The organism is Millisia brevis NBRC 105863, assembly GCF_001552615.1.
GTDB lineage: Bacteria > Actinomycetota > Actinomycetes > Mycobacteriales > Mycobacteriaceae > Millisia > Millisia brevis.
On the sequence record NZ_BCRN01000010.1, the window covers coordinates 158,456 to 172,638 of the forward strand.

At 69.1% G+C, this 14,183-nt stretch carries 10 protein-coding genes; 5 read left to right on the forward strand and 5 right to left on the reverse strand.

What is annotated here, in order from left to right; all coding sequences use genetic code 11:
- Positions 1–12 precede the first annotated feature (12 nt).
- Entirely contained in the window at positions 13–882 is an 870-nt protein-coding gene (locus tag MB1_RS15405; protein ID WP_066908991.1) for an Fpg/Nei family DNA glycosylase, read from the forward strand.
- 16 nt (positions 883–898) lie between these two features.
- Here MB1_RS15405 and MB1_RS15410 read toward each other — a convergent pair whose 3' ends face one another.
- A complete protein-coding gene (locus MB1_RS15410; RefSeq protein ID WP_084351867.1) occupies positions 899–2,497 on the reverse strand; it encodes a carboxylesterase/lipase family protein in 1,599 nt (532 codons plus the stop codon).
- Positions 2,498–2,612: 115 nt separating this feature from the next.
- Here MB1_RS15410 and MB1_RS15415 point away from each other — a divergent pair, with 115 nt between their 5' ends.
- Positions 2,613–3,368, forward strand: coding sequence for an SDR family oxidoreductase (locus MB1_RS15415; protein ID WP_066908994.1), 756 nt, complete (start codon positions 2,613–2,615; stop codon positions 3,366–3,368).
- A 51-nt stretch (positions 3,369–3,419) separates the two neighbouring features.
- Here the strand turns inward: MB1_RS15415 and MB1_RS15420 are convergent, their stop codons facing one another.
- From MB1_RS15420 to MB1_RS15430, 3 genes are all read right to left on the reverse strand, one after another.
- Entirely contained in the window at positions 3,420–4,964 is a 1,545-nt protein-coding gene (locus tag MB1_RS15420; RefSeq protein ID WP_157084099.1) for a hypothetical protein, read from the reverse strand.
- Positions 4,961–6,622, reverse strand: a complete 1,662-nt coding sequence (gene pgi / locus MB1_RS15425; RefSeq protein ID WP_066909000.1) for a glucose-6-phosphate isomerase — start codon at positions 6,620–6,622, stop codon at positions 4,961–4,963. The genes MB1_RS15420 and pgi overlap by 4 nt, the downstream gene beginning before the upstream one ends.
- Before the next feature lie 128 nt (positions 6,623–6,750).
- On the reverse strand, positions 6,751–7,038 hold the full coding sequence (locus tag MB1_RS15430; protein WP_157084100.1) for a chorismate mutase: 288 nt from the start codon (positions 7,036–7,038) through the stop codon (positions 6,751–6,753).
- 317 nt (positions 7,039–7,355) lie between these two features.
- On the opposite strand from MB1_RS15430, the gene pcrA reads away from it, so the two are divergent.
- Complete coding sequence (gene pcrA / locus MB1_RS15435) at positions 7,356–9,842, forward strand: DNA helicase PcrA (protein WP_084351869.1); 2,487 nt, start codon at positions 7,356–7,358, stop codon at positions 9,840–9,842.
- Positions 9,843–9,988: 146 nt separating this feature from the next.
- Here pcrA and MB1_RS15440 read toward each other — a convergent pair whose 3' ends face one another.
- Positions 9,989–10,855 (reverse strand): M23 family metallopeptidase, encoded by an 867-nt coding sequence (locus MB1_RS15440; protein WP_084351913.1) that lies wholly within the window; start codon positions 10,853–10,855, stop codon positions 9,989–9,991.
- A 1,071-nt stretch (positions 10,856–11,926) separates the two neighbouring features.
- On the opposite strand from MB1_RS15440, the gene sucC reads away from it, so the two are divergent.
- Together sucC and sucD are read left to right on the forward strand one after the other, a co-directional pair.
- Positions 11,927–13,090, forward strand: a complete 1,164-nt coding sequence (sucC, locus tag MB1_RS15445) for an ADP-forming succinate--CoA ligase subunit beta (RefSeq protein ID WP_066909006.1) — start codon at positions 11,927–11,929, stop codon at positions 13,088–13,090.
- A 12-nt stretch (positions 13,091–13,102) separates the two neighbouring features.
- Entirely contained in the window at positions 13,103–14,005 is a 903-nt protein-coding gene (gene sucD / locus MB1_RS15450) for a succinate--CoA ligase subunit alpha (RefSeq protein ID WP_066909009.1), read from the forward strand.
- Positions 14,006–14,183 lie beyond the last annotated feature (178 nt).

Genomic DNA, 14,183 nt, shown 5'->3' on the forward strand with positions numbered 1-14,183 from the left:
TAGCCTCGAATCATGCCCGAGTTACCGGAGGTCGAAGCCCTGGCGGGGTTTCTGCGCGACCACGCGGTCGGCGCGGTCATCGGTCGGATCGACATCGCCGCGCTGTCCGCGGTGAAGACCTTCGATCCGCCGATCACCGCGGTCCAGGGAGCGGACATCACCGACTCCCGCCGCTTCGGGAAGTTCCTCGGGATCCGGGCGGGCGAGCTGTGGCTGATCACCCACCTGTCGCGCGGGGGCTGGCTGCGCTGGGTCGACGAGCCCTCGCCGACGCCACCGAAGCCCGGCGGCAAGAGCCCGCTGGCGCTGCGCATCCACCTGTTCACCCCCGATGCGACCACCCCGGCGATCGACCTGACCGAGGCGGGCACCAAGAAGCGCCTGGCGGTCTACCTGGTCCGCGACCCGCAGGAGGTACCGGGCATCGCCCGCCTGGGCCCGGATGCCCTCGACCTGACCGCCGAGACCCTGGGCGGCATACTCGACGGAACCTCGTCGCGTCTGAAAACCGTTCTGGCCGACCAGAATCTGATCGCGGGCATCGGCAACGCCTATAGCGACGAGATCCTGCACACCGCGAAACTCTCGCCCTTCGCCGCGGCCAAATCGCTTCCCGCGCAGGACCGGGAGCGGTTGCTCGACGCGATTCACGCCACCCTGACCGACGCGATCGCACGGTCGGTCGGCCAGGACGCTGCTCGGCTCAAGGGCGAGAAGCGATCCGGGCTACGGGTACACGCTCGCACCGGTCTGCCGTGCCCGGTGTGCGGCGACACGATCCGCGAAGTGTCCTACGCGGACAAGTCCTTCCAGTACTGCCCGACCTGTCAGACCGGCGGCCGGGTGCTGGCGGATCGGCGTCTGTCCCGTTTGGTCAAGTAGCCGATCCGCCCACCGGTCAGAGCGTCGCCCGGATGCCGACGGGTGCGGGGATGGTGCGGTCGACCACCAGCGTCTCGTCCGGCAGCAGCGGCGCCTGGTGGTAGCCCCGATAACCGCTCCACGCCAACCGCTTCGCACGATCCGGGTCGTTCTCGACGACGGTGTGACGGTCGATGATCAGCGTCGCCCGACGATCGGTGTCGTAGGCCGGCCAATCGGGGCGGGTCGCGCCGGTGCGCGCGAAGGTCACCCACTGCTCCTGGATCAGCCGGGTGACCCGCTCGGCGGAGAACTGGTCGCCCAAGAGGGTCAGCGGTTGCCCGAGCAGCCGCCGGAAGAAGCCGAAGACCGCAAGGAGTTCCGAGGCGTGGGTGGCGCCGAGGCCGACGAGTCGGGAGGTGCGCGGCGCGTAGTCGTAGCGGTACATATACGTCGGCGCGTGGTGGCTGTGCGACGCCGCCACCGCGACCGCCGGGGCCCAGAAGGTGTAGTCGCCGGCGATGCGGATCGCGGCGGAGCGGGCCGGATAGCCCGGATACTGCGTGACGACGCGGCCCTCGCGGGTCGGTTCGGTCGCCGCGAACAACCGTCGCAGCCGGTTCGGCCGGGTCGGCAGGAACTTCAGGACGTACTCGAAGAGGGTGCCCTCGTCGCGGTTGGTGCCGATGATCAGCGGCACCCGGTGGGCGGTGCCCTCGGCGCAGGCGGTGATCGGATGGACCGGCAGGAACGACCCGTCGACCGAGGGGGAGTACAGAAAGCGGCCCGCCTGATCGCGCAGCAGGGTGCGCGAGACCCGGGCGGCGGCGCGGGCCAGATCCTCGAAGGAGGCGTCCTCGAGGGTGGCGGCCACCGCCCGCGGATCGCCGTCGACGTCGGCGCCGAGTTGCGCGGCGACCTGTCGTCCCCAGTCGCGGGCGACGTCGCCGTCGACGAAGAGGTCGGCGACCGGGCTCTGGGCGATCGCCCGGTGGAACAGGCCCGCCGCCGCGGGGATCGCGAGCAGGGCGACCACCGAGCCGCCGCCGGCCGATTCACCGAAGACGGTCACATTGTTCGGGTCGCCACCGAAGGCGGCGATATTGCGGGAGACCCATTCGAGGGCGGCGACCTGATCGCGCAGTGCCGGGTTGGCGTCGATCGGGCGGTCGGGGGTGGAGAAGGCGCTGAAGTCGATGACACCGAGGACGCCGAGACGGTAGTTGATCGATACGTAGATCACGTCGCGGCGGGCGAGGTCGGCTCCGTCGTACATCGGCGAGGCGGACGATCCGGCGATGTACCCGCCGCCGTGGATGAACACCATCACCGGCAGCGGCGTCTCGCCACGGTCGGCGGGAGCGGTCACGTTCAGACTCAGGCAGTCTTCGCTCATCGACTGACCCAGCCAGGGGCCGACCGGCGGCGAGGAGATCGATTGTGGAGCCGCGTCGCCGAATTCGCCCGCATCCCGCACCCCGACCCAATACTCCATCGGCTGTGGGGCGCGCCAGCGCAGAGAGCCCGTCGGTGCCACGGCGTAGGGGATTCCTCGCCAGATATCGATCGTTCCGGCACGTCGACCCCGAACCATGCCCTCAACCGTCGAGACGATCGTTTCCTGCGTCCTACCCATACCGTGCAGACTACTGACTCTTCGGTAGGGAAGGAACGTGTTCTTTTTTGGGTCGGCCGGCCGGAGCGGGTGCGGGCCGCTGGTCGGCTCCGGCGCATATGCCAGAGTGTCCGGCATGTCACGTCGTCGAATCATCATCAGCGGTGCCAGTTCGGGCCTCGGCGCGGAGATGGCCCGACGCTTCGCGGCGATGGATCGCGACCTCGGGCTCTGCGCCCGCCGCCTCGACCGACTCGAGGACCTGCGCGACCGGTTGCGCGCCGAGGGGGCCCGCGGCGAGATCGCGGTACGCGCGCTCGACGTCACCGACCACGAGGCCGTCGGCACGGTCTTCGGTGAACTGCGCGACGAGATCGGCGGACTCGATCGGGTGATCGTCAACGCCGGGCTCGGCAAGGGCGCGTCGCTCGGCACCGGTCGCGCGGACGCCAACCTCGCGACGATCCGCACGAACCTGCTCGGCGGCCTCTCCCAGATCGAGGTCGCGCTCGAGCATTTCCGCGCCGGCGGAGACGGGCATCTGGTCCTGGTGTCGTCGATCAGCGCCGACCGGGGATTGCCCGGCGCGATGGCCGCCTATTCCGCGAGCAAGGCCGGGATGTCGGCACTCGGGGAGGGCCTATCGGTCGAACTGGCCGGCACGGGGATCGCGGTGACGACGCTGCTGCCCGGATTCATCGCGACCGAGATGGCCGGTCGGGCCGGTGGGCGGTCGATGGCGACGCTCGACGACGGGGTCGACGCGATGATGGCGGCGATCGAGGCCGAGCGCTCGCGGGTGGCGCTGCCGGGATTTCGCTGGCGGGTGACCGATATGGCGCTGCGCTATCTGCCGCTCGGCGTGACCGCTCGCATGATCCCCCGCCGCTGACCGCAGGTCGCCGGTGGTGCCGGCGGCAGGCCGCCGGTGGTGCCGGCCGGCTCACCAATACCGCAGGGCGGGGCCGATTTCCGCGTCCACGAGGGTGGTCAGGGTCCCGGTGGGTGTGCCCGGCCGAGCGGTGACCGTCACGCAGTAGCGTTCCCCGACGCCCAGCACGAATACCGACGCCCACCGTCCGGTGGGGCCGAGGGCGCGGCCGGCGATCCCGCGGGCGGGGATGTCGCCGATCGCGTACAGGTCGGCCGGGGCCTCACCGAGATTCGAGCAGAGCACGTCGTATCGGCCGGGGGAGGGGACCATGCGGTCGACGATCGGATCGGGCAGCACCTGGACGAGTTCGGCGGGGAAGCCGGCGGGAGCGGCAACCGCGCCGCGATAGGCGCCCCGGCAGCGATCCCGCACGGTGCGCTGCCCGTCGATCAGTCGGACCGGGACCGTCGCCATGGCCACCGCATTGGCCGCGGTCGGTGGTGGTGAGTCGGCCGCGGCTGCACCCGGCGGTGGTGCGTCCGTCGGGATGGAACCCGGCGGCGGTGGGTCGGCCGGGGCTGGACCCGGTGGCGAGTTCGCCGGGAGGCGACCCGCCGCTGGGGAGTCGGCTGCGGCTGAACTCCGCGAGGGGGTAGTCGGCCGGTCATCGATAGTCGCGGCCGGTCGGCGGTCCGACCGGGCATCGACGGCCACACCGACCGTCACGAGGTCGCGGCCGGACAGCGCCAGCCCGATCCGCCCGGCGGCGCGCACGAACGCGGTATTCGGTGTTCCCCCGCCGTCCCGAGCGAGACGATCCCACCGCGCCCGATCGATCTCGACGATCAGGCCGGCAGGCGTCGGATGGAGCGTCGCCGGAACGTCGGGACGAGCGCCGACCACCGCAACGTCGGGGGAGGCGTCCGCGTCCGTTCGCGTCGATGTCGGCATCGGCGTCGGCGCAGCGGCCGGGTCGGCGGCGCGCGGAGGCTGCAGGGCGCGGTAGTCGCGCAGTTGTCGGCGTCGTCGCTTCGAGACCACCAGACCGCCGATCGCGCGCAGGGTTCCGTACCCGACGGTCGCCCACTGGCGCAGCGCGTCGCGGGCATCGGTCTCGGCGACGACGGGATCCGGCACGGCGACGAGTCGTCCCGCCGGTACCCGCTCGGCGAGCAGGCGCAGCAGACCGCGCCCGTCGACCAGAGCGTGCGAGCAGGTCACCGCCAGAACGCAGCCGCCGGACGCCAGATCGGCCACCGAGAGCCGCCACCCCGGCCCGGCCGCGGGTTCGAGATCGGCGCGGGGCCGACTGTCGGCCCACCGCACCAGGTCTCGGTCGTCGATCGGGTCGGTGCGGTCGATCGGATACCGCGCATCGGCGGCGATCCACTCCCGACGTGCCCCGGGCAGGCCGGTCGTTCGTACCCGATAGCCGAGCCGGCTGGTCGCGAGCCGATGATGAACCCCGGCGACAACCAGATCCGACATCGCCCGATCGCCCACCCAGATCCCCTGGATGACAACAGGATCCGATGAGCGGCGATGGTCGCGAAGCAGCAGGTCATCGACCACGGTCAGCCGCCCCATCGGGCGGCCGACCGGGCGATCACTCATCGACCGAGATGATCCCGGTACCAGATGATCTCGTTCTCGGTGGAGGAGTCGAGCTCCGAGAGCTTCTGCGGGTCACCGGATTCCAACAGCGGTTCGAGAGCGCGCGCCTGGGTCTTGCCCAGCTCCACACCCCACTGATCGAACGAATCGATCCCCCAGATGACGCCTTCGACGAAGACCTGATGCTCGTAGAGGGCGATCAGCTGCCCCACGACCGAGGGGGTCAGCTTGGGGGCGAGAATCGTTGTGGTCGGCCGATTTCCGGGCATCACCTTGTGCGGGACGACCGCGGGATCGGTGCCTTCGGCGGCGATCTCCTCGGCGGTCTTGCCGAATGCGAGCACCCGGGTCTGAGCGAAGAGGTTGCTCATCAGCAGGTCCTGCATGCTGCCGGTACCGTCGGCCGTCGGCAGGTCGTCCGTGCTCTGCGCGAAACCGATGAAGTCGGCCGGCACCAGTCGCGTCCCCTGGTGCAGCAGCTGGTAGAACGCGTGCTGACCGTTGGTACCCGGTTCGCCCCAGAAGATCTCGCCGGTGGTGGTCGTCACCGGGGTGCCGTCGACGCGCACGGACTTGCCGTTCGACTCCATCGTCAACTGCTGCAGGTACGCCGGGAAGCGGGCGAGGTCGTTGGAGTACGGCAGGACCGCGTGGGTCTGGGCGCCGAAGAAGTTCGAGTACCACAGGCTGATCAGGCCGAGCAGCGCCGGCGCGTTCTGCTCGAGCGGCGCTTCGGCGAAGTGGGTGTCGACACGGTGGAAGCCGTCGAGGAATTCCGCGAAGCCCTCCTTGCCGATCACCAGCATGATCGACAGCCCGATCGCCGAGTCGACCGAGTAGCGCCCGCCGACCCAGTCCCAGAAGCCGAACATATTGGCCGTGTCGATGCCGAAGGCGGCCACCCGCTCCGCATTGGTGGACACCGCCACGAAGTGCTTCGAGACCGCCTCGTCGCCGAGCGCGTCGACCAGCCAGCGGCGGGCGGCGGTGGCGTTGGTGAGGGTTTCGAGGGTGGTGAACGTCTTCGAGGCCACCACGACCAGGGTGGTCTCGGGGTCGAGGCCGTCGAGGGAGGCCACCAGATCGGTCGGATCGACATTGGAGACGAAGCGGGCGGTGATACCGGCGTCCGCGTAATGGCGCAGCGCCTGGTAGACCATGACCGGTCCGAGGTCGGAGCCGCCGATACCGATGTTGACGACGGTGGCAATCTTCTTGCCCGTGGCGCCGAGCCACTCGCCGGAACGCACCCGATCGGCGAAGTCGCCCATCCGGTCGAGCACCTCGTGCACATCGGCGACGACGTCCTGGCCGTCGACGGTCAGCGCGGCGTCGCGCGGCAGCCGCAGCGCGGTGTGCAGGACGGCGCGATCCTCGGAGACGTTGATGTGATCGCCGCGCAGCATGGCATCGCGCGCCTCGGGGACTCCGGCCGCGCGGGCCAGATCGGCGAGCAGGCCGATGGTTGTCGCGTCCAGACGATTCTTGCTGTAGTCGATGAACAGATCGCCGACGGTGATCGTCAGAGCGCGTCCACGTTCGGGGTCGCCGGCGAACAACTCCCGCAGGGTCGTCTCGCCGATCTGCGCGTAGTGCTCGGCGAGTTGCTTCCACGCCGGGCTGTTGGTGATGTCCCTGCCTTCGGAGGTCACGGTCATGCCGGCAACACTAGTCGGCGAACCGGGGGTCCGGAGGGGTGACGAGGCCACCCGCAGACGCGTGGTGACCGAGGTCGCGGCGGGTGGCGTCGCAGGCGCCCGCGATCGGGGATCGCGGGCGCTGACGATCAGTGGCCGAGGCGTCCGCGGCCGAGCCGAAGCAGCAGCATCGCCAGCGTGTGGCCCTCGTGGCCGAGCTCGCTGAAGCGCTGCAGGACCTTCATCTCCCGGCTGTGCACCAGGCGCGGGCCGCCGGAGGCCATCCGGGTGCGTCCGATGATCTGGGAGATCTCGGTGCGCCGCTTCACCGCGGCCAGGATCTCCGCGTCGAGGCGGTCGATCTCCTTGCGCAGCTCGTCGATATCGGCTTCCGACGTGGGGAGATCCCAATCGGTGGGCGACGATGAAGACTGCACTGAAGCGCTCCTTACTGCTCCCCGATCCGATTCGAGGATTCCGTTCTGATCACGCCCGAAGACAGGGTTGTCGGCATTGGCGGTCACGGGGGTCTCCTTCTTGCTGTGCTCCCAGCCCGACGCTGGTGCGGCGCCATCGTGTCCGCTCGTGCCGGTCGCGGGGGCCGTGAGAGGCCGAACCCGGATCGAGCATCGTGCCATTGTGCCACGCGGACCGGCCGACCGACGATGCCGGTTTGCAGGATTGTTCCCGCGATCGTCGACGACCGTACCGCCTCGTGCAGTTCTGTCGGTGGTCGACGGTAGTCTGTCCCGAGATGCGCACACACATAGACGGCCCTGTGACCAGCAGAAACGTGACTTCCGACAAGACTGTGATCCCCTCGCCCCCCACCGCGACCTCGACCGACCGGTCGGCCGCGGAGTCGGATGGTGCCGCGGATCCGTTGCTGGCGGGGTTGAATCCGCAGCAGCGCGAGGCGGTCGTCCACGTCGGATCGCCCCTGCTGATCGTCGCCGGCGCCGGTTCGGGCAAGACGGCAGTGCTGACCCGTCGCATCGCCTATCTGCTGGCCCACCGTCGGGTTTCGCCGGGGCAGATCCTCGCGATCACCTTCACCAACAAGGCCGCCGCCGAAATGCGCGAACGCGTCGCCCAGTTGGTCGGGCCGCGGGCCGCCGCGATGTGGGTCTCGACGTTCCACTCGAGCTGCGTGCGCATCCTGCGGACCCAGGCGGGGCTGATCCCCGGTCTGAACTCGAACTTCTCCATCTACGACGCCGACGATTCGCGCCGGCTGATCGCGATGATCTCCCGCGACCTCGAGCTCGACCCGAAGAAGTACTCGGCGCGCATGCTCGCGACGCATATCTCCGGGTTGAAGAACGAACTGATCGACCCGGCGCGGGCGATCGCGGACGCCGAGTCCGAGGGTGGCCCGGTCGCGTCGATCGTCGCGCGCGTCTACGAGCGGTACAACCGTCGCCTGCGCGAGGCGAACGCGATGGACTTCGACGATCTGATCGGCGAGACGGTCGCCCTGCTGCGCGACCATCCGGACATCGCGCAGTACTACCGGCGCCGCTTCCGGCACGTCCTGGTCGACGAGTACCAGGACACCAATCACGCCCAGTACATGATGATTCGCGAATTGGTCGGCCCCGAGGAGGGGGTCGACGGGGTCGCGCCGCCGGAGCTCTGCGTCGTCGGTGACGCCGATCAGTCGATCTACGCCTTCCGCGGCGCGACGATCCGCAATATCGAGGAGTTCGAGCGCGACTACCCCAATGCGCGCACCATTCTGCTCGAGCAGAACTACCGCTCCACCCAGACGATCCTGGCGGCGGCCAATGCGGTGATCGCCCGCAACTCCGGCCGCCGCGAGAAGCGGCTGTGGACCGACTCCGGTGACGGCGAGTCCCTGGTCGGCTACGTCGCGGACAACGAGCACGACGAGGCGTCCTTTGTCGCCGCCGAGATCGACCGCCTGCACGACACCGGCGATGTCTCCTACTCCGATGTCGCGGTGTTCTACCGGACCAACAACTCCTCGCGGCCGTTCGAGGAGATCTTCGTGCGGCTCGGCCTGCCGTACAAGGTCGTCGGCGGCGTGCGCTTCTACGAGCGCAAGGAGGTCCGCGATGCCGTCGCCTATATGCGTGTGCTGGAGAACCCGGACGACACCGTCTCGTTGATGCGCATCCTCAACACCCCGCGTCGTGGCATCGGCGATCGGGCCCGCGCGTGCGTGGAGGTGCACGCGGAGGCCCGCGGTATCGGCTTCCACGCCGCGCTCGAGGATGCCGCCGCCGGCACCGTTCCGATGCTGAATACCCGCTCGGCCAAGGCGATCGCCGCATTCGTCGAACTGCTCGCCGAACTGCGCGCGTTGCTGTCGGAGACCGACGGCGACGGCAACCCGGTCGCGGATATCGGCCAGGTGATCGACGCGGTCCTCGACCGCACCGGCTATCGCGCCGAGCTCGAGGCGAGCAGCGATCCCCAGGACGGTGCCCGGCTGGACAATCTCAACGAATTGGTCAGCGTGGCGCAGGAGTTCAGCTCCGACGCGCGCAACTCCGATATCGAGCCGGGGGAGGGCGAACCCGATCCGGGCTCGTTGGCGGCCTTCCTCGAGCGGGTGTCGTTGGTCGCCGACGCCGACCAGGTGCCCGACTCGCAGGACGGCGTTGTCACGTTGATGACGCTGCACACCGCCAAGGGGCTCGAGTTCCCGGTGGTCTTCCTGACCGGTTGGGAGGACGGCCAATTCCCGCATATGCGGGCGCTGGGCGATCCGGCCGAGTTATCCGAGGAGCGTCGCTTGGCGTACGTCGGGATCACCCGGGCGCGGCAGCGGCTCTATCTGACCCGGGCGCTGCTGCGTTCGGCGTGGGGGCAGCCGATCCAGAACCCGGAGAGCCGCTTCCTGCAGGAGGTCCCGCAGCACCTGATCGAATGGCGTCGCGAGGATCCGGGTAACTCGATCGGCCGGGCCATCGGTGGCGGGCGACGTCGCGAATACGGTTCGAGCTACGGCGATTCCGGCTTCCGCGAATCGACCCGGGGTGGATCGAGCCGCGGCCGGGAGCCGGGGCGTCCGCCCTTGTCGTCGGCGCGCGGGCGGGGCAACTCGACGCTGGTCCTCGCCGTCGGAGACCGCGTCAGCCACGACAAGTACGGTCTGGGAACGGTCCTCGAGTCCGAGGGAGCCGGCGCGCGGGCGATGGTGCTGATCGACTTCGGGTCCGCCGGGCGGGTGAAGATGATGCTGATCGGCGGCGTGCCGATGGTCAAGCTCTAACCGGAAAGGTCGCGATGCCCGTCTCCGAAGGGAGACGGGCCTTCTTCGCGTGGGCGGTCGCATTGCGGCCGCGGGGAGGGGACCGAACACAAGGGGGTCCCACCTCCGGCGATGTGGTGGTTCGCCGGAGGTCGTCCGAAAAGGAATCAGTCGGTCAGGCTGCCGAGCGCGATCCCGCGGGTGGCCAGCCAGCCCACCGGATCGATCTTCTGGTCGCCGTTGAGGTGCACCTCGAAATGCAGGTGCGGGCCGGTGGAGAAGCCGCGGTTACCCATGGTGGCGATCTGATCGCCGGCCATGACCCGCTGCCCGACCTGGACCAGGGTGGTGTCGATGTGGCCGTAGACGGTCACGGTGCCGTCGTCGTGCAGCAGCCGTACCCACATACCGAATCCGGACGCGGGGCCCGAATCGATGACGGTGCCGTCGGCGACCGCGAGGATCGGGGTGCCGATCTTGTTGGCGATGTCGACGCCACCGTGCAGCGTCCCCCAGCGGGAACCGAAGCCGGAGGTGAAGTTGCCGGAGGCCGGGAGCACGAACAGCGGACGCAGCGCCTCGGCGGCAGCCGCCTCACGGGCGTCCGTCAGACGCTGGCCCTTGGCGAGCAGTTCGTCGAAGTGGTTGAGACCCGACGTCACACTGCCCAGCAGCTGCGGTGCGGTGGTGAGGTTCGCGGTGTCGAGGACCGGCGTGACGGCCGCATCGCTCGTTACAAACGACGCGGTCTGCGTCGTGGCGGCCTCGGCAGCGCCGGCGAGGGCGATCTCCGAGGTGTCCGTGGTCGACGGCGCGGACTGGCCGTGGGTCGAGACCGAGGCCTGGCCGGCGGCCACCACGGCTCCGGCGGCGACCGCGAGCATCGCGGCCCGGCCGCGCAGGGCGGAGGGCGGCGACGGCAGGCGATGGAAGCCACCGGTGCGGTGCGGCGGGCGATCGGAGATGGTGGGCAGCGGTTCGGCGACCGGGTGGGTCGGCTCGATGCTGCGGTAGGTCGGCTCGGCCGGGTACATCGGGTCGGCCGGGTAGGTCAGCTCCGCGGCATCGGTCTCGGGGACCGAGCGGGGATCGACCGGCGCGGCGATCGAGGCGGCGGGCGCCCATGCGGTGGACGGAAGGTCGAAGGCGTCGACCCGAGGCTCGATGATCTCCTGCTCCGGCCCACGGAATCCGGTGGGGGCGGGGCGGTTGTAACGATTTGCCGGGGTCGGCCGGTAATCCTCGCGAGACGTCGAGCGCGGGCGGCGGGTCAAGGCGGTGGGGCGCCGTTCGGGAAGGGCGCGTCCGTTGCCGTAGGCCTCGGGCCGGGCGACCGCGAGCGGGTCGCGACCCTGCATCGGTCGCGGGGCGGAGGTCACGAGCTTGCTGTCGAAGGCAGCCGGCTCGTTGGCGGGGCGGAAGGTGGGGCTGTTCGTCGGCGGGAGGATGGAACTGCGGTCCTCGGCTGGTGTCAGCGCCCGGTGCGGCTCTCGGGGAAATCTGTTGGCCGCGTTGGGAGTCCGGTAATGCTGCAAGGCTGCGCCGTCCTCCATTTCTTTGTATCCGTTGACCATCGCGGGAAGCCCCGTGACGGTGAGACTGGCTGACGGTAACGAAACGATTGCGGGGCGCGCAACCCGACCACTCAGGGGAATCTCAGATGTGACATTAGTCACATGACCGCTCCGGATCGTCAAAGCGGTCCCACCAGCGGTTTTATCGAATCGAACCCGAACGGGTGCCGGTTCGTCCGTTTTCAAAACGTGTCATTGATCGCGCGGGTTCCCCGACTCGGCGAGCGTCGTCGCTCCGAGGGTCGGTTTTCCGAGCGTCTACACCGACCGGAGGTCCGCTCGCCGGCTCCGATCCCTGTCGCGTCGTCCGCCCGCGGCCGGCCTATGAGTACCGGTGCCGGGCTCGGGGACGCTCGAGCGGTGGAGATTGGCACTACCCGCCGGTAACGTTGGTGGATTCCGTCCGTGGCGCCGGTGAGATACCGCACAGTTGATCGGACCTGGCCGAACGTGCCCCGGGGAGGTCGATAGTGTTCCCGATGACCCGCACGACCCGCAGGCGGGCGTCGACGCAGACGAGACGGTGATGTGATGGATCTTTTCGAATATCAGGCGAAAGAGCTGTTCACCAAACATGGCGTACCTTCCACCCCCGGCCGGGTTACCGACACGGCCGAGGGCGCCAAGGAGATTGCCGAGGAAATCGGCAAGCCGGTGATGGTCAAGGCTCAGGTGAAGGTGGGCGGCCGCGGTAAGGCCGGTGGCGTCAAGTACGCCGCGACCCCCGAGGACGCGTTCACGCACGCGCAGAACATTCTCGGCCTGGACATCAAGGGCCACGTGGTCAAGAAGCTTCTGGTGGCCGAGGCGAGCGATATCGCGGAGGAGTACTACATCTCCTTCCTGCTCGATCGCGCGAACCGCACCTACCTGGCCATGTGTTCGGTCGAGGGCGGCATGGAGATCGAAGAGGTCGCGGCGACCAAGCCCGAGCGCCTCGCCAAGGTGTCGGTCGACGCCGTCACCGGTGTCGATCTGGCCACCGCGCGCAGCATCGCCGAGCAGGGCCACCTGCCGGCCGAGGTGCTCGACGCCGCAGCGGTCACGATCGCGAAGCTGTGGGAGGTCTTCGTCAAGGAGGACACCCTCCTGGTCGAGGTCAACCCGCTGGTGCGCACCCCGGACGACCGGATTCTCGCGCTCGACGGCAAGGTGACCCTCGACGGGAACGCCGACTTCCGGCAGCCCGGTCACGCCGAGTTCGCGGACACGGATGCGACCGATCCGCTCGAGCTCAAGGCCAAGGAGAACGACCTCAACTACGTCAAGCTCGACGGTGAGGTCGGCATCATCGGCAACGGCGCGGGTCTGGTGATGTCGACCCTCGACGTCGTCGCCTACGCGGGCGAGAACTACGGCGGCGTCAAGCCCGCCAACTTCCTGGACATCGGTGGCGGTGCTTCGGCCGAGGTCATGGCGGCCGGCCTCGACGTCATCCTGGGCGACTCCCAGGTCAAGAGCGTGTTCGTGAACGTCTTCGGCGGCATCACCGCGTGCGATGCGGTCGCCAACGGCATCGTCAAGGCGCTCGAGATCCTCGGCTCCGATGCCAACAAGCCGCTGGTGGTTCGCCTCGACGGCAACCGCGTCGAAGAGGGCCGCAAGATCCTCGACGATGCCAACCACCCGTTGGTCACCCAGGCCGCAACCATGGACGAGGGCGCGGCCAAGGCCGCCGAGCTGGCGTCCGCGTAAGGAATCGGGAAAATGTCGATCTTTCTGAACAAGGATTCCAAGGTCATCGTTCAGGGCATCACCGGCGGTGAGGGAACCAAGCACACCGCCCTGATGCTCAAGGCCGGCACCCAGGTCGTCGGCGGCGTCAACGCGCGCAAGGCCGGCTCCACGGTGACCCACACCGCCGCCGACGGCTCCGAGATCGATCTGCCGGTCTTCGGCAGTGTCTCCGAGGCGATCGAGAAGACCGGCGCCGACGTGTCGATCGCGTTCGTGCCGCCCAAGTTCGCCAAGGACGCCATCATCGAGGCGATCGACGCGGAGATCCCGCTGCTGGTCGTCATCACCGAGGGCATCCCGGTGCAGGACTCCGCCTATGCGTGGGCCTACAACGTGTCCAAGGGCACCAAGACCCGCATCATCGGCCCGAACTGCCCCGGCATCATCACCCCCGGCGAGGCGCTGGTCGGCATCACCCCGGCCAACATCACCGGCAAGGGCCCGGTCGGCCTGGTGTCGAAGTCCGGCACCCTGACCTACCAGATGATGTACGAGCTGCGGGACTTCGGCTTCTCGACCGCCATCGGCATCGGCGGCGACCCGGTCATCGGCACCACGCACATCGACGCGATCGAGGCCTTCGAGAAGGACCCCGAGACCGAGCTGATCGTGATGATCGGTGAGATCGGCGGCGACGCCGAGGAGCGTGCGGCCGACTACATCAAGGCCAACGTCACCAAGCCGGTCGTCGGCTATGTCGCCGGATTCACCGCGCCGGAAGGCAAGACGATGGGCCACGCGGGTGCCATCGTCTCCGGTTCGTCCGGCACCGCGCAGGCGAAGAAGGATGCCCTCGAGGCCGCCGGCGTCAAGGTCGGCAAGACGCCGTCCGAGACCGCGGCGCTGGCTCGGGAGATCCTCGAAAAGCGCTGACACGTCACACCGTCACGTCCACGGCCGTGGAGCACGCTCGATGTGCTCCACGGCCGTCGTCGTCTTCGGCGCGCCGGGGTGGGCGTTTGGGGAGCGCGGATTCCACCCGGTGGCTGTGAGGCTCCCCGAAGATGGTTCGAGGGAATCCCGAGCCGGGGCGGGCTGCAATCCGGGCGCC

Bases quoted from the DNA above. Each gene is read 5' to 3' on its own strand.
- MB1_RS15405 (WP_066908991.1), top strand. From the start codon at position 13: ATGCCCGAGTTACCGGAGGTCGAAGCCCTGGCGGGGTTTCTGCGCGAC.
- MB1_RS15410 (WP_084351867.1), bottom strand. From the start codon at position 2,497: ATGGGTAGGACGCAGGAAACGATCGTCTCGACGGTTGAGGGCATGGTT.
- MB1_RS15415 (WP_066908994.1), top strand. From the start codon at position 2,613: ATGTCACGTCGTCGAATCATCATCAGCGGTGCCAGTTCGGGCCTCGGC.
- MB1_RS15420 (WP_157084099.1), bottom strand. From the start codon at position 4,964: ATGAGTGATCGCCCGGTCGGCCGCCCGATGGGGCGGCTGACCGTGGTC.
- pgi (WP_066909000.1), bottom strand. From the start codon at position 6,622: ATGACCGTGACCTCCGAAGGCAGGGACATCACCAACAGCCCGGCGTGG.
- pcrA (WP_084351869.1), top strand. From the start codon at position 7,356: ATGCGCACACACATAGACGGCCCTGTGACCAGCAGAAACGTGACTTCC.
- MB1_RS15440 (WP_084351913.1), bottom strand. From the start codon at position 10,855: ATGTACCCGGCCGAGCCGACCTACCGCAGCATCGAGCCGACCCACCCG.
- sucC (WP_066909006.1), top strand. From the start codon at position 11,927: ATGGATCTTTTCGAATATCAGGCGAAAGAGCTGTTCACCAAACATGGC.
- sucD (WP_066909009.1), top strand. From the start codon at position 13,103: ATGTCGATCTTTCTGAACAAGGATTCCAAGGTCATCGTTCAGGGCATC.